This window comes from Burkholderia sp. Ax-1719, assembly GCF_011753055.1.
Classification (GTDB): domain Bacteria; phylum Pseudomonadota; class Gammaproteobacteria; order Burkholderiales; family Burkholderiaceae; genus Paraburkholderia.
Map to the genome: position 1 here is coordinate 28,498 of NZ_VWWJ01000022.1, position 22,507 is coordinate 51,004.

At 63.8% G+C, this 22,507-nt stretch carries 22 protein-coding genes; 7 read left to right on the top strand and 15 right to left on the bottom strand.

Annotation, left to right across the window (positions count from 1 at the left end):
* Nucleotides 1–27: 27 nt before the first annotated feature.
* Both F3J17_RS28075 and F3J17_RS28080 read right to left on the bottom strand, forming a co-directional pair.
* A complete protein-coding gene (locus F3J17_RS28075; RefSeq protein WP_167066934.1) occupies nt 28–939 on the bottom strand; it encodes a ketopantoate reductase family protein in 912 nt (303 codons plus the stop codon).
* 59 nt (nt 940–998) lie between these two features.
* Complete coding sequence (locus F3J17_RS28080) at nt 999–1,847, bottom strand: NADPH-dependent oxidoreductase (protein WP_167066937.1); 849 nt, start codon at nt 1,845–1,847, stop codon at nt 999–1,001.
* 291 nt (nt 1,848–2,138) lie between these two features.
* On the opposite strand from F3J17_RS28080, the gene F3J17_RS28085 reads away from it, so the two are divergent.
* Entirely contained in the window at nt 2,139–3,002 is an 864-nt protein-coding gene (locus F3J17_RS28085; protein WP_167066940.1) for an oxidoreductase, read from the top strand.
* A gap of 3 nt (nt 3,003–3,005) precedes the next feature.
* On the opposite strand, the gene F3J17_RS28090 is transcribed toward F3J17_RS28085, so the two are convergent.
* Both F3J17_RS28090 and F3J17_RS28095 read right to left on the bottom strand, forming a co-directional pair.
* Nucleotides 3,006–3,656 (bottom strand): hypothetical protein, encoded by a 651-nt coding sequence (locus F3J17_RS28090; RefSeq protein WP_167066943.1) that lies wholly within the window; start codon nt 3,654–3,656, stop codon nt 3,006–3,008.
* An 11-nt stretch (nt 3,657–3,667) separates the two neighbouring features.
* Complete coding sequence (locus F3J17_RS28095; RefSeq protein ID WP_167066946.1) at nt 3,668–5,062, bottom strand: selenium-binding family protein; 1,395 nt, start codon at nt 5,060–5,062, stop codon at nt 3,668–3,670.
* A gap of 251 nt (nt 5,063–5,313) precedes the next feature.
* On the opposite strand from F3J17_RS28095, the gene F3J17_RS28100 reads away from it, so the two are divergent.
* On the top strand, nt 5,314–5,616 hold the full coding sequence (locus F3J17_RS28100) for a DUF4148 domain-containing protein (RefSeq protein ID WP_167066949.1): 303 nt from the start codon (nt 5,314–5,316) through the stop codon (nt 5,614–5,616).
* 76 nt (nt 5,617–5,692) lie between these two features.
* Here F3J17_RS28100 and F3J17_RS28105 read toward each other — a convergent pair whose 3' ends face one another.
* On the bottom strand, nt 5,693–6,268 hold the full coding sequence (locus tag F3J17_RS28105; RefSeq protein ID WP_167066952.1) for a TetR/AcrR family transcriptional regulator: 576 nt from the start codon (nt 6,266–6,268) through the stop codon (nt 5,693–5,695).
* A 115-nt stretch (nt 6,269–6,383) separates the two neighbouring features.
* On the opposite strand from F3J17_RS28105, the gene F3J17_RS28110 reads away from it, so the two are divergent.
* Complete coding sequence (locus F3J17_RS28110) at nt 6,384–7,187, top strand: SDR family oxidoreductase (protein ID WP_167066955.1); 804 nt, start codon at nt 6,384–6,386, stop codon at nt 7,185–7,187.
* A 90-nt stretch (nt 7,188–7,277) separates the two neighbouring features.
* On the opposite strand, the gene F3J17_RS28115 is transcribed toward F3J17_RS28110, so the two are convergent.
* From F3J17_RS28115 to F3J17_RS28140, 6 genes are all read right to left on the bottom strand, one after another.
* Complete coding sequence (locus tag F3J17_RS28115; protein WP_167066958.1) at nt 7,278–8,750, bottom strand: efflux transporter outer membrane subunit; 1,473 nt, start codon at nt 8,748–8,750, stop codon at nt 7,278–7,280.
* Entirely contained in the window at nt 8,747–9,745 is a 999-nt protein-coding gene (locus F3J17_RS28120; RefSeq protein ID WP_167067214.1) for an HlyD family secretion protein, read from the bottom strand. The genes F3J17_RS28115 and F3J17_RS28120 overlap by 4 nt, the downstream gene beginning before the upstream one ends.
* A gap of 7 nt (nt 9,746–9,752) precedes the next feature.
* A complete protein-coding gene (locus F3J17_RS28125) occupies nt 9,753–9,962 on the bottom strand; it encodes a DUF1656 domain-containing protein (protein ID WP_027818583.1) in 210 nt (69 codons plus the stop codon).
* A gap of 37 nt (nt 9,963–9,999) precedes the next feature.
* A complete protein-coding gene (locus F3J17_RS28130; protein WP_167066961.1) occupies nt 10,000–12,138 on the bottom strand; it encodes an FUSC family protein in 2,139 nt (712 codons plus the stop codon).
* 17 nt (nt 12,139–12,155) lie between these two features.
* Nucleotides 12,156–12,611 carry a MarR family transcriptional regulator gene (locus F3J17_RS28135; RefSeq protein ID WP_167066964.1) on the bottom strand — a complete coding sequence of 152 codons (456 nt, stop codon included), beginning with the start codon at nt 12,609–12,611 and terminating at the stop codon, nt 12,156–12,158.
* Nucleotides 12,612–12,808: 197 nt separating this feature from the next.
* A complete protein-coding gene (locus F3J17_RS28140) occupies nt 12,809–13,504 on the bottom strand; it encodes an HAD family phosphatase (protein ID WP_240161186.1) in 696 nt (231 codons plus the stop codon).
* 107 nt (nt 13,505–13,611) lie between these two features.
* Between F3J17_RS28140 and F3J17_RS28145 the strand changes: the two genes are divergently transcribed.
* Nucleotides 13,612–14,370 carry a class I SAM-dependent methyltransferase gene (locus F3J17_RS28145; RefSeq protein WP_167066970.1) on the top strand — a complete coding sequence of 253 codons (759 nt, stop codon included), beginning with the start codon at nt 13,612–13,614 and terminating at the stop codon, nt 14,368–14,370.
* Nucleotides 14,371–14,399: 29 nt separating this feature from the next.
* Here the strand turns inward: F3J17_RS28145 and F3J17_RS28150 are convergent, their stop codons facing one another.
* Nucleotides 14,400–15,536, bottom strand: a complete 1,137-nt coding sequence (locus tag F3J17_RS28150) for an alanine--glyoxylate aminotransferase family protein (RefSeq protein WP_240161189.1) — start codon at nt 15,534–15,536, stop codon at nt 14,400–14,402.
* A gap of 354 nt (nt 15,537–15,890) precedes the next feature.
* Between F3J17_RS28150 and F3J17_RS28155 the strand changes: the two genes are divergently transcribed.
* The gene (locus F3J17_RS28155; protein ID WP_167066977.1) at nt 15,891–16,286 is read left to right on the top strand and encodes a PaaI family thioesterase; all 396 of its coding nucleotides are present in this window, start codon (nt 15,891–15,893) and stop codon (nt 16,284–16,286) included.
* 93 nt (nt 16,287–16,379) lie between these two features.
* Here the strand turns inward: F3J17_RS28155 and F3J17_RS28160 are convergent, their stop codons facing one another.
* The 3 genes from F3J17_RS28160 to F3J17_RS28170 form a co-directional block, all read right to left on the bottom strand.
* Nucleotides 16,380–17,174, bottom strand: a complete 795-nt coding sequence (locus F3J17_RS28160) for an ABC transporter ATP-binding protein (protein ID WP_167066980.1) — start codon at nt 17,172–17,174, stop codon at nt 16,380–16,382.
* Between the two features lie 3 nt (nt 17,175–17,177).
* The gene (locus F3J17_RS28165; RefSeq protein WP_167066983.1) at nt 17,178–18,074 is read right to left on the bottom strand and encodes an ABC transporter permease; all 897 of its coding nucleotides are present in this window, start codon (nt 18,072–18,074) and stop codon (nt 17,178–17,180) included.
* A 173-nt stretch (nt 18,075–18,247) separates the two neighbouring features.
* Nucleotides 18,248–19,237: an ABC transporter substrate-binding protein gene (locus F3J17_RS28170; RefSeq protein ID WP_167066986.1), complete on the bottom strand. Its 990-nt coding sequence runs from the start codon at nt 19,235–19,237 to the stop codon at nt 18,248–18,250.
* A 1,050-nt stretch (nt 19,238–20,287) separates the two neighbouring features.
* Here F3J17_RS28170 and F3J17_RS28175 point away from each other — a divergent pair.
* Together F3J17_RS28175 and livH are read left to right on the top strand one after the other, a co-directional pair.
* Complete coding sequence (locus tag F3J17_RS28175; RefSeq protein WP_167066989.1) at nt 20,288–21,415, top strand: branched-chain amino acid ABC transporter substrate-binding protein; 1,128 nt, start codon at nt 20,288–20,290, stop codon at nt 21,413–21,415.
* 158 nt (nt 21,416–21,573) lie between these two features.
* Nucleotides 21,574–22,500 (top strand): high-affinity branched-chain amino acid ABC transporter permease LivH, encoded by a 927-nt coding sequence (livH, locus tag F3J17_RS28180; protein WP_167066992.1) that lies wholly within the window; start codon nt 21,574–21,576, stop codon nt 22,498–22,500.
* Nucleotides 22,501–22,507: the final 7 nt, after the last annotated feature.

Below are 22,507 nucleotides of genomic sequence, written 5' to 3' on the forward strand. Positions count from 1 at the left end.
GCGCATGGAACAGGCGCGCGGGCGCGGTCAGATCGTGCCGTGCGCCTTATCTTCGATCAGTTTCACAATCGTATGCAGCAGGCGATTGGCAGGCGTTGCGACGCGCAGCGCTTCGCCGCGCTGCACGACGTAACCGTTGAGATGATCGATTTCGCTGCGCTTGCCGCGCGCGAGATCCTGCGCCGTCGACGAATACTGCTCCTGCATGGTCTCGGCGATACGGCTCACGTTCGCATCCACATCGGGCGGCAACGTCACGCCGTCGGCTTGCGCGACGGCCTTGCATTCGGCTACGACGTCGCGCATCGAATCGCGCACGCCCACGCCCTGCACGAGTCGCCCATAAGGCAACTGTGAAATCGCCGAAAGCGCGTTATACGCGCAGTTCAGAATCAGCTTGGACCACAGCGCGCCGCGCACGTTGGCGTTGATTTCCGTGGGTACGCCCGCCTCGATCAGTGCGCGCGCAACGGTTTCGCTCTGGCGTGACGGTTCGATCACCAGTTCGCCGCGGCCGTTGTGGCGCACGTGACCCGGACCGGCCATTTCGCTCGCTACATACACTACCGCAGCGGCGACTTCCTGCTTGATCGCCGTGCGTAACCGCTCGGCGTTATCGACGCCGTTTTGCAGCGTGAGTACGAGCGCATCGTCTGAGAGATACGGCGCGATGGATGCGCCCGCACTTAAGGTATCGGTCGATTTCACGCAGAACAGCACGAGTTGCGCACCCGCTACGGCGCTGGCGTCGGCGCTTCCATGCAGGTGCGGAGCGCCGATGCGTTCGTCGAAACTCTGCGTTTCAAGGCGCAGGCCGTTGCGTTCGATCGCTTCAACATGCTGGGCGCGCCCGATCAGCACGACGTCGTGTCCCGCGCGTGCGAGCATGCCGCCGTAATAGCAGCCCACTGCACCAGCGCCCATGATGGCGACTTTCATCTGCATCGCTCCTTGTTCAATATCGTTGCGTATTCAACGGATTCGACCGATCACGCGCTTTAACGCAGCTCGAAACCGAGTGCGTTGAGTGCCTCGCGCAGACGGTCGCGGCCATGCAGCGATTCGCGGCTGCGCCAGCGTGCCAGCGAGCGCGACGTCCAGCCCGCAGCGCTTTGACCTTGCGCGGTCTGGAATTCGCCGATTACTTCGTCGTAACGCGCGATACCGTCTTGCTGCGAAGTCGCGTCGTATTGTTCGCGATGGAGCACGACGGGCTGCGGCAGACGCGGCTTGATCTGCGCGGGGCGCGTTTCATCCTCGTAACCGATGCACAGGCCGAACACGGGCAGCACGCGCGGCGGCAGCCCCAGTTCGGCGGCGACCTGTTCGGGTTGATTGCGGATCGCGCCGATATAAACACCGCTCATACCGAGCGATTCCATCGCCACCACGGCATTCTGCGCCGCAAGCGCCGCATCGATCACGCCGACGAACAGCGTTTCCATATAGTGAAGACCTTCGGCGCTCGCGCCGTTGCGGCCTGCGGCGGCTTCGAGACGGTTGAGGTCGGCGAGCCAGACGAGGAACAGCGGCGCTTCGCGAATCTGCGACTGATTGCCGGCGAGCGCGGCCAGACGCGCCTTGCGTTCCGGGTCTTCGATCGCCACCACGCTCCACGTCTGCAGATTTGACGAAGTCGAAGCCGATTGCGCGGCGGCGATCAGCGTTTCGAGCGTGCCTTGGGGCAGCGGCTTATCGGCGAAATTGCGCACTGAACGGTGCGCGAGCAGCGAATCGAGCGTCTCGTTCCAGGCGGGCAGCGGCGCGCTCCACGGCGTGCCATAGCGCGTTTCGAGGGCACGTTGAGCGGCGGCGGTGGACGTCTCGGGCGAGGTGACGGTGGACATCGGGTCTATTTCTCCGGCAATTTCGATTGAAAGCGAGGCGCCCACTGTGCGAATCAGGGTACAAGGGCGCGAGCGCCGTATGGTACATGGGCCGCGCGATTGGCGCTCGGGCAGGTCTGCACGTTGTGCGCGTTACCGCTATCATCGGCAGTCGTGGCGTGCCGCTTTCTGATGGTCCATTTGCGTTGCGGCCGCGCCTTCCACTTGCCTTTCGGGCGCGCGCCGTGCTGGGCGCACCCAAGCGTCGATCCCGTCAGTTCTCCGCCGTCTACCGCATGTGAGGCTACGTCCATGTCCGATATTTCCACGAACAACGCGTCACCCGTCTGGTTCATCACCGGCTGCTCCACCGGCTTTGGCCGCGAACTGGCGCTGGCCGTACTCGAGCGCGGCTGGCGCTGCGTTGCTACCGCTCGCGACAAGGCTTCGCTCGATGACCTGGCACCCGATGCGGGCGATCGACTGCTGCGCGTTTCGCTCGATGTGACCGACGCCGCGCAGATCGAGGCCGCCGTCGCGCAGGCGCTCAAGCAGTTCGGCGCAATCGACGTGCTCGTTAACAACGCGGGCTACGGCTATCAAAGCTCGATCGAAGAGGGCGACGAGCGCGAAATCCGTGCGCAATTCGATGCGAACACGTTTGGCCTCTTCGCGATGACGCGCGCGGTGCTGCCCGGCATGCGTGCGAAAGGCGGCGGTCACGTCATCAATATCACGTCGGTGGCAGGGCTTGCGGGCTTTCCGGGATCGGGCTACTACTCGGCCTCAAAGCACGCAGTGGAAGGCTTCTCCGACGCGCTGCTCGCGGAGGCGGGCCCGCTAGGCATCAAGGTCACCTGCGTCGAGCCAGGGCCTTTCCGTACCGATTGGGCGGGCCGCTCGCTGGTGCAAACGCCCAACCGCATCGCCGATTATGCGGAAACCGCTGGCGCGCGCATGCAGCGCACCGCCGAAGGCAGCGGTAAGCAGGCGGGTGATCCGAAGCGCGCGGCGCTCGCGATGATCCGCCTGACCGAAGTGGAGAAGCCGCCGCGCCATCTGGTGCTGGGCGCGTTTGGCGTGGATGCGGTGGCGGCGCGCCTGCGTGCGGCACTCGCCGATATCGACACCTGGCGCGATACGAGCCTGGCGACGGATTATCCGCAAGGGGAGTGAGTTTCAACCCGCCGCGATCATCAGCGCGCCGGTGGCCACCAGCGCACCTTGCCAAAGCCATTCGAAATTGATCCAGCCGCGCCTGAGGATACCCAGACCCAGGTATTCATAGGCGAGCAGCGCGATGGCGGCGGTCGTCGCGAGTGTGACGACCGTATGCAGTGCGGTGAACGCTGCCGATACTGCAAGCGGGCCGCCCACACTCAGGCCGCTGCCGCAGACCGGCAACAGCGCGGGCATCAGCATCAGCCCTGCACCGTGCAATGTCGCCATCAACGCCGACCACGCGGCAAGCCCGACAAAGCCCGCCGTCATGCCAACCCGCACGCGATGGCGGTGCCCGTAAGCATGCTGCCACGCGGCCCAGCCGATCAGCAGCGCGCCCAGCACCCAATGCAGCCCGCTATGCGCGAGCGGTGGCGCCCATGCGCCCAGCAAGGCAATCGAACTCGTAAAAAGCAGCACGGACGCCGCATGACCGAGCGCGATAGGCGGGAGCGCCAGCAGCAGCGCCGACCGACTGCCGCGCTGCAAGCCGAGCGCTGTCGCGAACAACCAGCCCATCGCAGGATTCACACCGTGAAAAACGCCGCTGGCGACCACGGCGCTCCACGCGGCCCAATGCGAAGTGAGGCTGCCAGCCAGGTTGTCCATGCCAGTCCGCGTTATGGATAGCAGTACGAATCGGACGAGCAGTCGCCGCCTTCTAGCCGGATCTGGTGCGGCCGGTGCGTCTTGGGCCATTCGACGAAAAAGCGCTCGTCGAAATCCAGGCCGCCGTCAGGACCGGCATTGAGCTTGACCATCCAGCCGTCGATACCTTGCGGATAGAACTGTGCGTCGATCGCGCCGTACAGCGAGTTCGTGAAATACACGCGGCGGCCGTCGCGGCTGACCTCGACCATCTGCGGGCCGCCGTTGAGCGCGCGACCCTGCGCGGCCGGATGCGTAGCGCTGGAAACGATGCCGCCCACGCGCACCTTACCCGTGAGTTTTGGATGTTCGGGATCCGAAACATCGTATTGGCGCAGATCGCCGGTTCCCCAGCACGCCACGTAGAGAAAGCGGTCGTCCAGCGAAAGCGCGATGTCGGTGACGAGCGGCGGCACGGCCGAAAATCCCTTGAGCATGGGTGGCAACGTTTCCGGATCGGCGGGCTCGGCAGGGATCTCGATGATCTTGCGCGCGGCCCACTGATCGCCATCCCGATACCATTGCCAGATTGAGGCAGAAAGATCCTTCAGGCTGATAACTGAATTCACGAAACCGTAGGGTTTCGTGGGATCGTGCGCCGGGCGCAGTTCAAACACCAGCTGATTTTCCGCGCCAAAATCGAGCACCTGTTTGTGCTTGCGCGTATGCAGATCCCAGAAATGCAGCCGATGTCCATATTGTCCGCCGAGCAAAACCTCGGGCACGAGACCGTTTTCGAACGCTGCGGGCAGGCCCCATTCGCTCGTCACGAGCGTGTCATAACCCAGATGCCACCAGCCATCGTAAGCCAGTTGTTGAGGACCCCGTTCGATTTCCCATTGGCCGAGAATGTCGAAGCTCTCGTGATCCATCAGGAAGATGCCACCGGGCGCTTCACCTTCGGCATTGGCGAGCGCAGTCACATAAATGCCATCGGGGCCGCAGTGCACGGTATGCGGGCGCGAATAACCCGCACGCTGGGCGACGTCTTCCGGCTCGTGCACGCGCACGATGGAAGGGCGACGCGGATCGGGCTTCGTATCGACGATATGAATGCGCGAGGAACGCAGTCCAGGCACGATCAGATAGCGGCGTTCGGTGTGCGCGTGCGGCGCGTTCGGGCAGAGGCACGAACTGCAGGCGTTCCAGCCGAAGTGATGGAGTTCGTCGCCGGTATTCGGCATGGGCAGGCGATGGACGATGCGACCGTATTCGGGCGAGGCCGGGTCGAGATCGACCACGTCGAGCGTATCGGGGACGCTGCCGGTCGGGTCGAAACTCGCGACCCAGGCGAGTGTTTCCGCTTTCGCTTCGGCCGCCAGTCGCGCGGAGGGATAAAAGCTCGGGTCCGGCTTCCATGTCGCCATCGCTGCCTCCTCTTCGATATCGTCGAAGCGCCTATCATGACCCAATTCGCAGACGAACGCTTTTTTTAAGCGCTTATTCCTCGTGGTTTCAAGCTTATGAGTGGCGGTGATAAAGCGCGCGATTGTGCGTTCCGCGAAAACAGTGAATTCGCCGCGCTGGCATTTATCTGGCGTTCCGCTCTTTCTAGACTTATCACACCGGTTCGCAGCCTGGGCTGCACCGAACAAGTCAAGTTATCGGAGGTGGAGTCATGAAGTCGCTGATCAAGGCAGTCGCGCTGGCTGCGGTAGTGGTAGCACCGGCCGTTTCTTTCGCTCAATCGCAGGCCGACAATGGCCCGGTTACGCGTGAACAGGTGCGTAATGAACTGAAGGCGCTTGAGTCGGTGGGTTGGCGCCCGAATGTAGCGTCGCCGTATTATCCCGATGATTATCGCGCTGCCAAGGCGCGTCTCGATGCGCGTAATGGCAGTGGTTATGGCCCCGCAATGGACGGCACATCGCAAAGCGGCGCAGCAAGCAGCTACTCGCCGCCGGTGTATATGAACCGCTAAGGTTCGCCGTCGCCAGCAAGAGAAATCGCGCCGCCTGGATGGAAACATCCGGGCGGCGTTGTTTTATGCGGATACTTCAGAGCGGTGCCGATGTATCGGCATCCTGATGTTCGATCCAGGCGAGCGTTTCGTTGAGCACTTCATCCGATAGCGCCGGATCGTCGACGAGGCGCGCGAGAATGATCGCGCCCACCATGGCCGACCAGCCGCCGATCGCCGCGCGCCGGGCTTGTGCGGCATCGTATGCGCCGTCGCCCGCGCCGCGTGCGCTCAGGCGCTCGATCTGCTTTCTCAGACCCGCCGCCATAGCCGCGCGCGCCTCGGGCGTCTGACGCACCGTTTCCGCGCCAAGCGCGGCCGTGGGACAGCCATCCGCGATATTGTCGCGATGCTCGCTCGATAGATAGCGCGCGGCATACCGTGCCAGATTCGTTTCGCCCGTATCGCCCTGGCCGATCAGATGTTCGAGCGTCTGCGCGATCAGTTCGTCCTTCGACTTGAAATAGCCGTAAAAGCCGCCGTGCGTGAGTCCGGCGGCGCTCATCACGTCCGCGACCGTTACGGCGTCATAGCCGCGCTCACGAAAAAGGCGGCTCGCGGCCCCCAGAATTTTCTGGCGATTTAACGCCACCTGCTCCCGACTGACTCGCATCGCGTCCTCCGTACCGCATTTTCCTGCTTGACATTATACATGATGACCATCATCATTCGATCAAATACATGATGGTCATCATGTAAAAGTCCACGACACTCGAAGGAGTTTCACCATGTCTGCTCAACAACCTGCTGTTCTCATTACGGGCGCATCCTCCGGCATTGGCGCGGTGTATGCCGATCGTTTCGCGAAACGCGGCCATGACCTCGTGCTGGTCGCGCGCGATCAAACGCGCCTGGAAGCGCTTGCGGCGCGGCTGCGCGAGCGCGACGGCGTCAACGTCGAAATCCTGCGCGCCGATCTCACGCAGCGCGCCGATCTGATCAAAGTGGAGAAGCGCGTTGCCGAAGATTCGCGCATCGGCGTGCTGGTCAACAATGCCGGCGTGGCATCGGCGGGTGGCTTTCTCGAACAGGGCGTGGACGAAGTGACCCGCGTGATCGATCTGAACACCACGGCGCTTGCGCGGCTGGCTTCAGCGGTTGCGCCGCGTTTCGTGCGCGAAGGGAAGGGGGCGATCGTCAATATCGCTTCGGTGGTGGGTCTCGCGCCCGAGTTTGGCATGAGCGTCTATGGCGCGACCAAGGCCTTTGCGTTGTTCCTTTCGCAAGGACTGCATCTGGAACTCGGCCCGAAGGGTGTCTATGTGCAGGCCGTGTTGCCCGCTGCGACGCGCACGGAAATCTGGTCGAGCGTTGGCAAGGACGTCAACACGATCGAAGGCGTGATGGAAGTGGACGATCTCGTGGATGCGGCACTGGTGGGCTTCGATCGCCGCGAGACGGTGACGATTCCGCCGCTGCCCGATGTGCAGCAGTGGAATACCTTCGACCAGGCGCGTCAGGCAATGATGCCGAATTTCGCGCAGTCGCAACCGGCAGCGCGCTATCGCGAGGCGGCGCACGACGCGAAGTAAGCAAACGTCTCAGACAACGACGCTGGACTTGAGCCGTTGTATCGCTTCAGCAAAAAGGCGGATCCAGCCGCACGCGGATCCGCCTTTCGCTTATTGGGAATGCCCAGCAGGTTGCCCCGCCGCCGGCTTTTCCTGATCCGGCTCCCATCCCCCGCCTAGCGCGAGGAACAGCTTCACCTGATCGAGCGCCACCTGGCCTTCCGCCGCAGCAACCTGCGAATGCGCGCTCGTGAGTGTGCGCGTCGCGTCGAGATCCGAAATAAACGATTCCCGCCCTGCCGAATAAAGCCGATGCGTTTCATCCGCCGACTGCTTCGCCGATGCGTAAGCCGTGCGCAGCGCATCCGCACGTTGATCGTCGGCGGCATAGGTCGCGAGACTCGACTCCGTTTCACGCAGCGCGTTCAACACCACGCCGTCGAAATGCGCGAGCGCGCCGCTCGTTGCCGCTTCCGCGCCGCGCACGCGGGCGCGCTGACCGTTGGCCGGGAACGTCCAGCTAATCAGGGGTCCGAATGACCACGCGTTGGTCTTGGCCGAGAACAGATCGCCGGTCAGGCCGACCGTGCCCACGCCCGCTCCGAAACTGACATCGGGATACATCTCGGCAATCGCCACGCCGATGCGCGCCGTCGATGCTGCGAGCTGGCGCTCGGCCTCGCGCACATCGGGGCGACGTCTGAGAAGCGCGGCCCCGTCGCCGACGGGAATCGGCTGCTTGAGTTTGGGCAGGCGGTTGCAGGCCAGCGCGGCGGGCGGCAGATCCTTGGGCGCGCGCGCCAGCAGCATGGCCAGTTGATATTGCGCGACGCGGCGGCGGCCCTCGAAACGCGGGATATCCGCAGCGAGCGTCTGCACCTGGGTCTGTCCGCGCGTCACGTCGGGCTGATTGCCGCGGCCCGCGTCGCGCAGGCGCTTCGTGAGCGCCACGCGCTGCTGTTGCAGCTTCAGCGATTCCTGCGCAATGGCGAGTTCTTCCGCTGCCGAGCACGATTCGACATAGGCCTGCACCACGTCGGCGACCACGCTGATGCGCGCGAGGTCGGCGGCGGCTTCGACGGCCTCGTCGTCCGCGCGTGCGGCTTCCACGCCGCGCTTGAGCTTGCCGAACAGATCGAACTCGTACGACACGTTCACGCCGAGGTCGCCCAGCGTCGCCACGGGGACTTTTTCGAACAGCAGATACTGCTCGCCCGACACCTGGGCGCGCTGCGCGCCCGCGGTTGCGCTCCCGGAGAATCCGCCCTGCGCATTGGCGACATCGACGACGGCGCGCGAGCGTTCGAGGTTCGCGGCGGCCACGCGCAGATTCGTGTTCGACGCCAGCGCGTCCTGCACGAGTTCATTGAGCGTGGGATCGTCGTAAAGCTGCCACCAGTTGGCCGGCACGTTCTGCTGCGAGACGGGCGCCTTGTCCGCGCCTTCGATCGGCCCTTGCGCAAGCGGCGCATTCACTGCGGCTTCCTTCGGAAGCTTGTAGTTCGGCCCGAGCGTGATGCACGCGCCCAGCGCAAGGGCGAGCGGCGTGAGGGCGAAACTGCGCCAAAGACTGCGACGTGTCATTGCGAAGCTCCGCTCGCCATGACCGGCGCGACGGCGGCATCGGAACCGACGACGGCTGCGCTTGCGCCATTCACACCGCTTGCGCTATTTGCGGCGGCATTGGCATTGCGCTTGTCTTTCTTGTCCGCCGCATCGTCGCGCACCGCAACGGTGGCGGTGCGGCCCGCGATCATGCGGAAATCGTCAGGCACTTCGTCGAGCGCGACGCGCACCGGAATCCGTTGCGCCAGACGCACCCAGCTAAACGCCGGATTCACGTTCGGCAGCAGGTTCGGGCTGAGCTGACGGTCGCGGTCTTCAATCGCCGCGACGATGCTCTGCACGTGGCCGCGCAGCGGACGGTCCTCGCCCATCACGATGATCTCCACCGGCTGGCCGATATGGATGCCGTGCAGGCGCGTTTCCTCGAAGTAGCCGTCCACGCGGAACGAATGCAGATCGACGACGGACAGCACGGCGCGGCCCGCCGACACGTATTCGCCCGTACGTGGCGCGCGGTCGTTCAGATAGCCGTCGACCGGACTGACGATGGTGGTGCGATCGAGATTGAGCTTCGCGGTGTCCACCTGCACCTGGCCGTCGGCGACGGACGCCTCGCCTTGCTCGACGCGCGTGCGGCTTTCTTCCATCGACTCACTCGCCACGAGATTGCCGAGCGCGATATTGCGCGCGTACTCGCGTTTGGCCTGCGCCAGCGTGGCCTTGCGCTGTTCGAGCGCGGCTTGCGCGAGACGCAGCGACAGCGCGTAGCGGGCCTGGTCGATTACGAACAGGACCTGGCCTTTCTTGACCGGCTGGTTGTCCACCACGTCGACGCGGGTGATGAGGCCGCCCACGTCGGGCGCGACCTGAATCACGTCGGCGCGCACGTGGCCGTCCCGCGTCCACGGCGAGAACATGTAGTAATTGACGATGCGCCACAGCACGAGGGCGGCGACCACGACGACGATGAGCGTCAGCAGGATCTGTCCTGCGGAGAACCAGGTTTTTTTCACGTTCACGTTAGTTCACGAAGCGATGCGACACGATGATGACGGCGGCCAGTACGAATACATAAATGCCGAGATCGAAAATGGAACGATGCCAGACGAGCCGGTAAAAACCGACTCGCGTGAGCACCTTGCCGATCACGACGTTGATGAGGTACGCGATCAGCATCAGCACGAGGACGGCGGGCACGAAGACGCCAAAAATATCGATTTCGCCGATCATGGTGCGGATTTCGAATGAGGTTGAACAGAAACAGTGCTCATGCGCCGGCCTCCGGTGTGCCACCGTGCGGACGCTCGCCCGCAAGCGCGGGATAGAGCGCGAGGCGCAGGCCCACCAGCGCGTGCAGCGTATCGCGTAGCCAGCGCTGCGAAAGACGCGCGCGCGGCGTGCCGCCTGGCGTGACGGTGTCCGCGGCGCTGGCCGCTTCCTGGGCGAGGCCGCGCGTGGCGACGCGATGCATGGCGTCGTCGATGGTCGAGAGCAGGGCGGGCGAGGCGTTCTGGCGCTGGCTGGCTTCGGCGCAGCGCGTGTAGTGATCGCTCACGCCTGCGAGCACGCGGTCGATGGCGGCAGGCACATCGCCGTCGAGCTTGCGGCGCGAGCGGCGCAGATCGAGCGCATTGAGTGCGATGCGCAGATCGCGGAAGCTTTCGATCGACGGATGACGATGCTCGTCCGAAGCCGCCAGACGCGGGATCAGCTGCATCAGCCGGTCGACCATGCGCGAAGTGAGATTGCGCTGATCGGTGAGCGGTGCGGTGGAGGCAGACAGCGCCACGTCCGTCCAGCTTGAACGCAACAGGCGCCTCGCTGCGAATTCCGCGCCGAAGGGGCGCGTCACGCGCGTCCAGACATAGGCGAACAACAGGCCCGCGACACCCGCGATATTGCTGTTGAGGAACACGAGGAAGTCAGTGTCGTAAGCGCTCTGGATGCTGATGAAGGTCGCCGTGTTCACGGCTGTGAGCATCGTCACCATATTGAACGCGGGACGCGGGATCAGCGTGCCGATCAGAATGAACGGCCCCGCGAAGATCAGCACCAGCATCGCAAAGTCGTGCACCTTGGGCAGCACCACGAACAGATACAGGCCCGCGAACACTACGCTCGCGGCGGTCGCGGCGAAGAAGCGGAACACCATCGGCGCGGGCTCGTCGAGTGCGGCGAAGAAGCAGCAGGCCACGGCCGCGAGCGTCACGGCGCCCGCGCCATCGTGCCAGCCCGAACTGACCCACAGCCAGCAGGCCACGAGAATCGCGCTCACGGGCACCGCGCACGAAATCAGCATCAGGCCGCGGTCGTAGAAGCGTTCGGTGCCGCCCAGCCGCCAATGGCGATAACGTGGCCGCCACGTGCCTTCCTCATGCGCGATCAGCGTGCGCAGGGACAGGCAATCCTGCCAGACGTCAATCACCTGGCCCAGACGCCAGAGCGCGTTCGAAAGCAGCGCGCCTTCCCAGCCGGTGAGCTGGTCGTGCGCCGGTTGCAGCGCGGCGATGCGCGCGCGCAGACTGTCGGCGATGCTGTCGCCCTTGTCTTCGCGCATGTCGGCGGGGCGGGTGGGCAGCGGTGCGTCGAACCATTTGGCCGCGTCGGTGAGCAGCGCGTCGAGCCCTTCGGGCCAGACGTGCAGATCGCGGCGCAAGGCGATCAGCGGATCGGCAAGCGCCGAAATCATCGGCAGAAATAGTTGCATGCGCCCGCGTAGATCCTGTGCGCGTGCAAGGATTTCCGGATGCGTATGGTCGTAGCCCAGCTGGCTCAGCAGGAATTCGAGCTGATTGACCGTCGACGCCAGACGCTGCCGGCAGGCTGAAATCGCCTTGCCGACGATATTGCCCGTGAGCGTTTCGCGGCCGTAGAAGGCGGCGTCGCGGAACCAGGCGTCGGCGCGCTCGATCAGCGTGGGCGCGAGACGGCTCGGCAGAATATTGCTGCCGATCACGCTCGCGCAGATGATGCCGACCGTGATTTCCTCGGTCCGCGCGATGGCGACGTCGAACACGGTGCTCGGGTCCGTCACCGTGGGAAAGGCCACGAGCGGCATGGTATAGCCCGCGAGCATGAACACATAGCTGCGCGCGGTGCGATCCATGATCGCCAGATAGAGCAGCGTGCCGGTCCACAGCGCCACGACCACGCTGAACAGCAGCGGCGTTTCGACGAAGGGCGGCACCAGTGCGATGGCGGCTGCCGCGCCCAGGGCGGTGCCGAGCACGCGATAAAGCGCCTTGGAGCGCGTCGCGCCAACGAACGGATTCGAGACGATGTAGACGCTCGCCATCGCCCAATACGGGCGCGGCAGCTGGAACACGAGCCCGATATAGAGCGCCAGCATCGACGCTGCGAAGGTCTTGACGGAGAAGAGCCAGTCGCGGATGGAAGGGTAGGTCATGAGGCCGCTTTCAGCTTTCAGTCAGGAAGGTTGCCGTCGGCCGGATCCGGCGCGTTGAAGGCACTGAGCACGCGCAACGTGGCTTCCAGGTCCGCGCGGCTCACGCCCTTGAGAACGCGCGCGCGCAACTCGCGCAGGTCTTCTTCCATTTTTGCGGTGACCGCCTGGCCTTCATCGGTAAGGGAGATGGTCTTGGCGCGGCGGTCGTCGGGGTCCTCGTCGCGGCGCACGAGGCCGGCGGCGCAGAGCTGGTCGAGCAGACGCACCAGCGACGGGCCTTCGATGCCCACGTGTTCGGCGAGCGTTACCTGGCGCACCGCCTCGCCCAGACGCCCGGCGGTGAGCAGCGGCGTGGCGCAGGCTTCGGAAACGTTATAGGCCGTGAGCGCACCGTGGCTCGTGCGCCGCCACTTGCGGGCGGCCGTCACGAGCGTGCTGCTGACTGCCAGACGTAAGGTGTGAAGATTCGACATCGGCGGGATGATAGCGTAAAGCGATTCGGTAGCAAACTATCTTTTCCGGCGAACGGCCATTTCCGGATAGTAATGGAGGCGTGGCGTGTTTGCGTGCTGATTGTCGCTTTCAGCGGCTTTCGCGCGCCGGGTGTGACGCGCGCGCCACGGCGCCCGGCTATGTCATATGTGCTTAACGTCGCGCCGCTCGTATCGCTTTACGATGCGTTCCAGGTCGTGAGCAGGGCGGGCAACTGCGCCATATCGGTGAAGACGTGCGCGACGCCTTCGGCCTTGAGCGCTTCGGCGCTGCTGTGGCCGGGTGCGGCGGGGCTGTAACCGAACACGGTGGCGCCCGCCGCGAGACCGGCGCGCGCGCCCGTTACGGTGTCCTCGACCACCGCGCAGCGGCGCGGGTCCACGCCCAGCCCGGCTGCGGCGGCCAGATAGACGTCCGGATGCGGCTTGCTGCGCGGCGTTTCGTGGCCGCTATAGATATGGTCGCCGAAGGACTCCAGTAGGCCGACCTTGCGCAATTGCAACTCGACCTTGCGCCGATCCGCACCCGAAGCCACGGCAATGCGGCCATCGTAGGCCGCCTGCACCGCGCGCACGGCGGCCGGTGCGCCGGGAATTTCGATCAGATCGCGCGCAAGCGCTTCATTACGGCGCGCGCGGAAGCCTTCGAGCCAGGCTTCGGTCAGGCGGAAACCGGTATGCGCCTCGATGCGCGCGGCCTCGTCCTTGACCATCTTGCCGACGAAAATGCCCATCGCTTCATCGACGGACAGCGTCCAGCCCAGCTCGCCGAGCATCTGGACCAGCACGATATGGGTGATGCGCTCTGAATCGACCAGCACACCATCACAGTCAAACAGGACGGCGTCGAAGGGGAGAACGTGGGGAGTGGGCAAGGCGGACATCGTCGGTGGAAGGTTTGTAAGCCGAGGGGCGATGATAACCGGGATGGGCAGTGAGGGCTGGCACAATACGCGTTTTCGCTTTTGATTGCCGCCTCGCCATGCCGACCGATCCCAACACCGAGCAGCCTTACACGCCCGAACTTCCGGGCCGCGCGGCCTACACGCAATTTGCCGATCGCTATGCGCAGATGGCGCCGGAAAAACCGCACAACGCGCTTTACGAGCGCCCGGCGACGGCTGCGTTGCTCGGCGACGTGGCGGGCCTGAGCTTGCTCGACGCGGGCTGCGGTCCCGGCATCGTCAGCGCGGAGATGGCGCGCGCAGGCGCACAGGTGAAAGCCTTCGACGTGACGCCCGCGATGGTCGAACTCGCGCGCAGCCGTTGTGCCGATCTGGACGTGGAAATCGCGCAGGGTGATCTGGGTCAGCCGCTTGCCTGGCTGGCCGATTCCCAGTTCGACCGTATCGTCTGCTCGCTCGCGCTCGACTATATAGAGCATCTCGCACCGACATTCGCCGAATTCCATCGTGTCGCGCGGCCCGACGCGCGGCTGGTGTTTTCGATGGCGCACCCCATGCGCGACTGGATCGACACGCGCACGCGCGGCAATCGCCCGTATTTCGACACCACGCGTTTCGGCCTGCACTGGGGCGGTTTCGGCGAGCCGAAGCCTTATGTGGAGGCCTACCGTCGCCCGTTGGCCGATATCGTCAACGCTTTGCTGGAAACGGGCTGGCAGATCGACGGGATGCTGGAGCCGAAGCCCGCGCCTGAAATGAAGGCCGTCGCTCCCGCGCTTTACACCGAGCTTGCGCTCGCGCCCGCCTTCCTCTGCATCCGGGCGCGCCGCGACTGATCCAGCCTGAGTGCGGCCTTAGCGCGGTCTTAGCGCCGCGCGGCCGCCGAAAGCGACTCTTCGAGCGCAGCCACGCCCGCGGGCAGATCGACGTTTGCGCCCAGATCGCGCATGGTGCGGCCCAGCGCGTGAACCGTGCGGAACAGATGGTGCTCGCGGCATTGCTCGCCCATCTGGCCAATCCGCACGATCGGCAGTCCGAACGATCCGGCGATCTCCACCTGATACTGCTGCGAGATATGGTTGCACACGTCGCGCGGCGTGAGGCCCGCAGGCAGGCCGATGCCGACCACCGAATTCAGGCGGCACTCCTCCGGCGTATAAAGTTCGAGCCCAAGCGCGGCGACGCCGCTTTGCAGCGCCAGCGAGCAGCGCTGATGACGCGCGAAACGCTTTTCGAGCGTTTCCGTGCAGACGAGGCGCAGCGCTTCATGCAGCGCCAGCACGCCCGATACCGGCGCGGTGTAGTGATAGCCAGCCTTGTGCCAGAAGTTCTCCGCGAGCGTGGCGTCGAGACACCAGTGCGTATTCGGCTCGGTGCGTTCGCGTACGCGCTGCCATGCGGCGTCCGAAAACGCGATCAGCGATACACCGGGAATCGAGGACAGTCCTTTCTGGCCGCCCGTGATGACCACGTCGATGCCCCACGCATCCATTTCCAGCGGCATGGTGCTCAGCGTGCAGACCGCATCGACGACGACCAGCGCGCCCGCCGCCTTGGCGATGCGCACGATGTCCTTCAACTGGCGGTTCCACACCGTATTGGACGTCTCGCCGTGCACGATGGTGACGATGGCGGGGCGCGTGCGCTCGATGGCCTGCGCCACGGCGTCGAGCGAGGCGATCTCGCGATCGCCCACGTCGAGTGTGGAGACGTCCGCGCCGATGCGTCGCGCCATCTCCGCCATCCGGCCGCTGAAAAAGCCGTTGACGATCGACAGCACGCGAGTGCCGGGCCAGGCGAGGTTCGACACCGCCATTTCCATGGCCGCCGATCCCGGACCGGCCACGCCGAGCACCCAGTTCGAACGCGTCTGGAATACGTAGCGCGCCATGGTCTTCACCTGATCGATGACGCGCGCCATGGTGTCGCCGAGGTGATTGATGACGACCGAATTGGCCTTGGCGACGGCATCCGGGATCGGCACCGGGCCTGCGCCCATCATGAGCAGCGGCTCATCGGGCAGGATCTCGGTGAGCGGATCGACCGCCGGGCAGGCGACCGGCAACGCGGCGGCGGCCGCCGCTGCCCGTTGCGGGATCAGGGTGTCGGTGGGGCGCGTGTTGTCGGTCATGATGAGTTCCTTGAGGGTGCAGCAAAACGCTGCGAGTGAAGTTTGCACGCACGCTGGCGGCAGGGGAAAAGTAGAGTGTTCTCCGGCGCGGCCCACAAAGCCATGTACAGTTGCGCGGAATTCCTCTGAACAGTGCGAAGTGCGCTGTCCCGGCGCGCTGTGAAGCCGCATCGGGCGGCCTATAATCGCCGCTTTTCTGCTTCACATTATCAAGGGGAGTGCAGCATGCCGCAATTCGCCGTCGATAACCCGTTTCTGGAAACCCTCGGCGTGAGCGTCGCGCAGTGGCACGAGGGCTATGCGGAGCTTCTAATGCCGATCGACGGCTCGAAGCTCAATCGCCAGGGTGTGCTGCAAGGTGGCGCGATCGCTACCTTGCTCGACGCGGCTGCTGGCTATGCCGGTCTTTACGCGGATCCGGACGCACCCAAACGTCACGGCTTTACGCTGTCTCTTACGACGAACTATCTCGACAAGGGATTGGGCCAGTTCGTGCGCGCCAAGGGCTTTCTGGAGCGCGGCGGTCGTTCGATCTTCTTTGCACGCGCCGAGGCATGGGTGGATGACCGTCTGCTGATCGCCAGCGCGCAGGGGACGTTCAAGTATTCGAAATCGGCTTGATATCGTTCGGATTCCATAACGATTTTCTGTAAATGAAGAAGCCCGCAAACCATAAGGTTAGCGGGCCTCTGACAACCAACCGCCTGATTCTGCTTAACCCAGCAGCAAAGCGTCGTCGGCGAGCTTTTCGTGGCGTGTCTGCTCGAACATGCGCAGCAGGTCGGGCACATCCAGACCGCGCCGCTCATCGCCCGACACATCCAGCACCACCTGCCCCTGATGCAGCATCACCGTGCGCTGACCATAATCGAGCGCCTGACGCATGCTGTGCGTGACCATCATGGTCGTGAGCTTCGCTTCCTCGACGATGCGCGCCGTGAGTTCCAGCACGAACGCAGCGGTCTTCGGATCGAGCGCCGCCGTATGCTCGTCGAGCAATAGAATGCGCGACGGCTGCAGCGACGCCATCAACAGGCTCACCGCCTGACGCTGACCGCCCGAAAGCAGGCCGATTCGATCCGTCAAACGATTTTCGAGGCCGAGATTCAGCTGGCGCAGCTTGGCGCGAAACAGCTCGCGGTCCTGCTTTTTCAGCGCTGGGCCAAAGCCGCGCCGCTTGCCGCGCGCCATCGCCAGCGCCATGTTTTCTTCGATCGTCAGCGCTTCGCAGGTGCCCGCCATCGGATCCTGGAACACACGCGCGACCAGATGCGCGCGATCCCACGCCTGCTTTTTCGTGACGTCGTTGCCGTCGATGGTGATCTTGCCGTCGTCCACCATCTGATCGCCGCTGATCGCATTGAGGAAGGTGGATTTGCCCGCGCCGTTCGAGCCGATCACGGCCACGAACTGGCCGGTGGGGATTTCCAGCGTGAGGCCGCGCAGCGCGCGCGTTTCTATCGGCGTGCCTGGGTTGAAAGTCAGTTTGAGGTCTTGTGCGCTGAGCATGATTTAAGCCCTCCCGTTCTTGCGGCCAAACAGCTTTTTGCGCGTCGCGGGCAGCACGAGCGCGACGGTCACGAGCACCGCGGTCACGAGGTTCAGATCCTGCGCCTTCAGGCCGATGAAATCGCTATTGAGCGCGAGCGCAATAAAGAAGCGATAGAGAATCGCGCCCAGCACGGCGGCGAGCGTCGTGAGCACCAGACGGCGCGCGGGCAGAATGCTCTCGCCGATGATGACCGCAGCCAGCCCGATCACGATGGTGCCGATGCCCATCGAAATATCGGAGCCGCCCTGCGTCTGCGCGAACAGCGAGCCTGCGAGCGCAACCAACGCGTTGGACAGCGCCATGCCGGCCAGCGTCGCGCGGCCCGTGGCGATGCCCTGCGCGCGCGCCATGCGCGGGTTCGCGCCGGTCGCGCGCAATGCGAGACCGTATTGCGAGGAGAAGAACCAGTCCACGCCGAACTTCGCCGCAAGCACCACCACGAACAGCGCGAGCGGGCGCAGCACGTAGTCGGGCAGCCACGCGGGCTGGATCATGGTGAAGACGGTGGATTCGGTAATGAGCGGCACGTTGGGCGCGCCCATCACGCGCAGGTTGATCGAGTAGAGCGCGATCATCATCAGGATACTGGCGAGCAGATCCATGATTTTCAGGCGCACGTTGAGCCAGCCGGTGACGAAACCGGCCGCCGCGCCGGCGATCATCGCGCAGAGCGTGGCGACGAACGGATCCTGACCGTGCGCGATCAGCGTGGCCGCGACAGCGCCGCCCAGCGGAAAGCTGCCGTCGACGGTGAGGTCGGGGAAGTTGAGGATGCGAAACGAGATCAGCACCCCGAGGGCGACGAGGCTGAAGATCAGGCCGATCTCGAGCGCGCCCAATAGCGAATAGAGGGACATGGGAAATCCTGTTGCGGTTTCCGGCGGGCGGATTGCGGTGACGCAGCCGGATGGGTCGCCGCGCGCGCCGCGCCGCCCGGGTGAGGCGGCGTGGCGCACGCGTGCGCGAGGCCCGATGAAGGCCGGTGTCTTGCTATGCGAATACGCGTATGCGCGTGCTTGCGCGCGTCGCCTTACTTGACGACCGTGGTCGCGTCCTTGAGCAGATCGGCGGACAGCGTCACGCCCTGCTTTTGCGCCGCAGCCGGATTCACGAACAGTTGCAGCTTGCTGCTGGTTTCCGATGCGATCGCGCCGGGCTTTTCGCCCTTCAGGATGCGCACGACCACTTTGCCGGTTTGATGGCCCAGATCGCTATAGTCGATACCGAGCGCTGCAATGGCGCCGCGCTTCACGCTGTCCGTATCGGATGCGACGAGCGGAATCTTCGCGTCGTCGGCCACTTTCACGAGTGCTTCGTAGGCCGAAACGACGTTGTTATCCGTGTTCGTATAAATCACGTCGACCTTGCCGATCAGGCTCTTTGCCGCCGAGCCGATGTCCACCGTGCGCGGTGCAGCCGCTTCCTTGAGCGTCATGCCCTGCTGCGCGAGCAGTTCCTTGAGTGCCTTCACGACCACGACCGAATTCGCTTCGCCGGGGTTGTAGACCATGCCGACGGTCTTCGCATTCGGCACCACGCGCTTGATCAGCGCGACCTGCTTGTCGAGCGGCAGCTTGTCCGACACGCCGGTAACGTTGGTGCCGCTGGGCGTCCACGTTTTCACGAGCTGCGCGGCGACCGGATCGGTCACGCCCGAATACACCACGGGCACCGACTTCGTTGCGGCAACGACGGCCTGCGCCGAAGGCGTGGCGATGGCGACGATCGCGCTGGGGTTGTCGCCGACGAACTTGCGGGCGATCTGCGCGGCGGTGCCGGTGTTGCCCTGGGCGCTCTGATATTCCCACTTGAGATTCTTGCCTGCGTCGTAGCCGGCGGCCTTCAGTTCGTCGCGCACGCCGTCGCGGATGGCGTCGAGCGCGGGGTGTTCGACGATCGACAGGACTTCGACGGTGGCGGTCTCGGCGGCGCGTGCTGCGCCCGAGGTCAGGGCGAGCGCGGCGGCGCTGGCGATCAGGGTAAGGGTGGCGGCCTTGGCGGCGAGCTTGAAGGTTTTCATTCTGTTTGATCTCCCCCGAATGTTCGGTTCTGGACGGGTGTGGTCCGCTTGCGCGGCAACGCCGCCGAAGGATGCATCCCGTTTCGCGCACGGCGCGCACGTCTTGACCTTGCGTGCCCCTTACGCCATGCGCCGCGATGGTGCACAAGAGCGGCGGCGAGGCAGCGAGCATACCACCGACTTTTAGCGATCTGGAACGCGCACCGGGACAGTGCAGCGAGGATGCGACGGCTTGTCACCCACGATCAAAAAAATGTCGATGGGATTTTTAGGGAAACTCCGCGGTGCGCCGAAAATTTTCCCGGTTTCCGATCGGAAATAATGTTTCTTCTGGATGTCGATGGATTATCGGTGGAGAAGGCTGATTCTACGATTTTGCGATGAAAGCAAAACGTAAATTGTCTATTGAAATCAACAAGTTGGCGTAATTTGCATTTAGGGTTTGTACTATAGGTGAGCGTGGCTGTCAGAGGAGAAATTTCCAATCCTGATTATATGTTGTCGATCGGATAAAAATATTCGATCAGGCTTCCGGACGATTTTCCAATAAGAACGTCCAGCGTCATTTATTTCGGATCGGAAATCGATTCTCCGCGAGCCGCACCAGCCTTGAATCGCGCGGGATCGACGTTTGCGACAGCCATCGCCCACACCGATTTCCCAAATGTTTTCAAGCTCTTTGGCCTGATTTTCCTCAATTGACGGCGATCAATACTGCGCGAGGTATCGGAAAAAACCCTTGGTTGCGAGTGGGGGATTTTATTGATAGCATCCGCCGGTCGCTGATTGAGTCCGGACCACCCTCCGGACGAAATGCAGTGAACGGGGCAGGCGGATCGCTTGCGCAACAGGGAACACGTAACAACGTGCTTCTCTCCGAACTCAACCGCAACAAAGCGGGTGATATACGCCGGGCCCCGTCACGTCTTTTGTGTTCTCAGCTTTTCTGGCCCGTCGTTGTCGTCCCCCCTGGCTTGTCCTCGGGGTGCTGTTCGTTTGCGCAGGTCATCCGTCTGACCGGTTGACCCGAAAACAATCGAGGAGCTCCTGATGACGTCGTTGTCCTGCCTTACCCGCCTTACCTCTGTCTCCGTGGCAGCCGCGCTGCTCGCTTTTGGTGCAGCCGCTCACGCCGAGACCGTCAAGATCGCTATCGCCGGTCCGTTCAGCGGCCCGGTCGCCCAGTACGGCGACATGGTCAAGGCTGGCGCCCTGACCGCAATCGACCAGATCAACGCCGCCGGCGGTGTTAACGGCAACAAGCTCGAAGCCGTCCTGATGGACGATTCGTGCGAGCCGAAGCAGGCCGTCGCCGTCGCCAACAAGATCGTCTCGCAGCACATCCAGTACGTGGTTGGCCACGTCTGCTCGGGCTCGACGATCCCCGCATCCGACATCTACGAAAACGAAGGCGTCGTGATGGTCACGCCCTCGGCGACCGCACCGCAGCTGACCGAAGGCAAGAAGCGCCAGTTCATCTTCCGCACCATCGGCCGCGACGACCAGCAAGGCCCGGCAGCTGCCGCCTACATCATCAACAAGGTCAAGCCGAAGAAGGTTGCGATCCTGCACGACAAGCAGTCGTACGGCCAGGGCATCGCGACGTCGGTGAAGTCGGCGCTCGATAAGGCGCACATCCCGGTTGTGGTGTTCGAAGGCATCAACGCGGGCGATTCGGACTACTCGGCAATCGTCACCAAGCTCAAGTCGCAAGGCGTGGACTTCGTGTACTTCGGCGGCTACCACCCGGAAATGGGTCTGCTGATGCGCCAGTCGCGTGAGCAAGGCGTCAAGGCCGTGTTCATGGGACCGGAAGGCGTGGGCAACAAGGACGTGACGGCCATCGCCGGTCCGGCTTCGGAAGGCATGCTCGTGACGCTGCCGGCCGACTTCGCAGCCGATCCGGCCAACGCGAAGCTGGTGAAGGCATTCGCGGACGCCAAGCGCGACCCGAACGGCCCGTTCCAGATGCCGTCGTACGCGGCAGTGGAAGTGATCGCCGACGGCATCGCTGGCGCGAAGAGCACCGACCCGACCAAGGTTGCCGCTTACCTGCACAAGAACTCGTTCAACACGCCGATCGGCAACGTCCAGTACGACGCTCAGGGCGACCTGAAGTCGTTCCGCTTCGTTGTGTACACGTGGCACAAGGACGCCACCAAGACCGCCGCGAACTGATCCCGGCGCTGCACGCTGCTAGCGGCATACGCCCCGCCTTCTGTTGTGGCGGGGCGTTTTCATAGCTGCTTCATTGTGGTTGTGCGCGCAACCATAAAAACGGATTGGTACGGTTCTAAAGGGTCTCTTACCGGCTTCATCGCCGCGGGGCTTAAAGCATGAATGATTTTCTTCCTCAGTTTACCCAGCAGCTCGTCAACGGGCTCACGCTGGGTGCGATCTATGCGCTGATCGCCATCGGCTACACGATGGTCTACGGCATCATCGGCATGATCAATTTTGCTCACGGCGAGATCTATATGATCGGCGCCTATGTGGGCCTCGTCACGCTCACGGCTATCGGCACCACGGCGGGTTATCCGCTGCCGCTCGTGCTGGGCGCGGCGCTCATCGTCTCGGTGGTGGTCACCGGGCTGTATGGTTTTGCGGTCGAACGCGTCGCGTATCGGCCGTTGCGCGGCGGGCCGCGTCTCGTGCCGCTGATCTCGGCGATCGGCATGTCCATCTTTCTGCAGAACTACGTGCAGATCGGTCAGGGCGCACGCGATGTGTCCGTGCCGATGCTGATTTCCGGCGCGCTCGACTTCAATATGGGCGGCAACTTCGAAGTGACGATTCCGTACGCACGCATGTTGATCGTGGGCACCACGGTCGTGCTGATGGTCGCGCTCACGCTCTTCATTTCGCGTTCGCGTATGGGCCGCGCCTGCCGCGCCTGCGCCGAAGACATGAAGATGGCCAACCTGCTCGGCATCGACACGAATCGCGTGATCTCCTTCACGTTCATTCTGGGTGCGATGCTGGCGGCGGTGGGCGGCGTGCTGATCGGTCTGACGATCGGCAAGCTCAATCCGTATATCGGCTTTATCGCTGGTATCAAGGCGTTCACGGCGGCGGTGCTGGGCGGCATCGGCAGCATTCCGGGCGCGATGCTCGGCGGTGTGCTGCTCGGTCTGGCCGAAACCTTCGCGTCGGCGTACATGCCGTCCGAGTACAAGGACGTCGTGGCGTTCGGTCTGCTCGTGCTCGTGCTGCTGTTCCGTCCCACCGGCCTGCTCGGCAAGCCGGACGTCGAAAAGGTGTGAGGTCGAT

Excerpts from the sequence above, each read along its gene's own strand:
- F3J17_RS28100 (WP_167066949.1), top strand. The coding sequence starts at position 5,314 with ATGAAGTCGCTGATCAAGGCAGTCGCGCTGGCTGCGGTAGTGGTAGCA.
- F3J17_RS28095 (WP_167066946.1), bottom strand. The coding sequence starts at position 5,062 with ATGGCGACATGGAAGCCGGACCCGAGCTTTTATCCCTCCGCGCGACTG.
- F3J17_RS28155 (WP_167066977.1), top strand. The coding sequence starts at position 15,891 with ATGCCGCAATTCGCCGTCGATAACCCGTTTCTGGAAACCCTCGGCGTG.
- F3J17_RS28115 (WP_167066958.1), bottom strand. The coding sequence starts at position 8,750 with ATGACACGTCGCAGTCTTTGGCGCAGTTTCGCCCTCACGCCGCTCGCC.
- F3J17_RS28160 (WP_167066980.1), bottom strand. The coding sequence starts at position 17,174 with ATGCTCAGCGCACAAGACCTCAAACTGACTTTCAACCCAGGCACGCCG.
- F3J17_RS28145 (WP_167066970.1), top strand. The coding sequence starts at position 13,612 with ATGCCGACCGATCCCAACACCGAGCAGCCTTACACGCCCGAACTTCCG.
- F3J17_RS28110 (WP_167066955.1), top strand. The coding sequence starts at position 6,384 with ATGTCTGCTCAACAACCTGCTGTTCTCATTACGGGCGCATCCTCCGGC.
- F3J17_RS28165 (WP_167066983.1), bottom strand. The coding sequence starts at position 18,074 with ATGTCCCTCTATTCGCTATTGGGCGCGCTCGAGATCGGCCTGATCTTC.
- F3J17_RS28075 (WP_167066934.1), bottom strand. The coding sequence starts at position 939 with ATGAAAGTCGCCATCATGGGCGCTGGTGCAGTGGGCTGCTATTACGGC.
- F3J17_RS28080 (WP_167066937.1), bottom strand. The coding sequence starts at position 1,847 with ATGTCCACCGTCACCTCGCCCGAGACGTCCACCGCCGCCGCTCAACGT.
- F3J17_RS28105 (WP_167066952.1), bottom strand. The coding sequence starts at position 6,268 with ATGCGAGTCAGTCGGGAGCAGGTGGCGTTAAATCGCCAGAAAATTCTG.
- F3J17_RS28175 (WP_167066989.1), top strand. The coding sequence starts at position 20,288 with ATGACGTCGTTGTCCTGCCTTACCCGCCTTACCTCTGTCTCCGTGGCA.
- F3J17_RS28125 (WP_027818583.1), bottom strand. The coding sequence starts at position 9,962 with ATGATCGGCGAAATCGATATTTTTGGCGTCTTCGTGCCCGCCGTCCTC.
- F3J17_RS28170 (WP_167066986.1), bottom strand. The coding sequence starts at position 19,237 with ATGAAAACCTTCAAGCTCGCCGCCAAGGCCGCCACCCTTACCCTGATC.
- F3J17_RS28085 (WP_167066940.1), top strand. The coding sequence starts at position 2,139 with ATGTCCGATATTTCCACGAACAACGCGTCACCCGTCTGGTTCATCACC.
- F3J17_RS28150 (WP_240161189.1), bottom strand. The coding sequence starts at position 15,536 with ATGATGGGCGCAGGCCCGGTGCCGATCCCGGATGCCGTCGCCAAGGCC.
- F3J17_RS28090 (WP_167066943.1), bottom strand. The coding sequence starts at position 3,656 with ATGGACAACCTGGCTGGCAGCCTCACTTCGCATTGGGCCGCGTGGAGC.
- livH (WP_167066992.1), top strand. The coding sequence starts at position 21,574 with ATGAATGATTTTCTTCCTCAGTTTACCCAGCAGCTCGTCAACGGGCTC.
- F3J17_RS28130 (WP_167066961.1), bottom strand. The coding sequence starts at position 12,138 with ATGACCTACCCTTCCATCCGCGACTGGCTCTTCTCCGTCAAGACCTTC.
- F3J17_RS28135 (WP_167066964.1), bottom strand. The coding sequence starts at position 12,611 with ATGTCGAATCTTCACACCTTACGTCTGGCAGTCAGCAGCACGCTCGTG.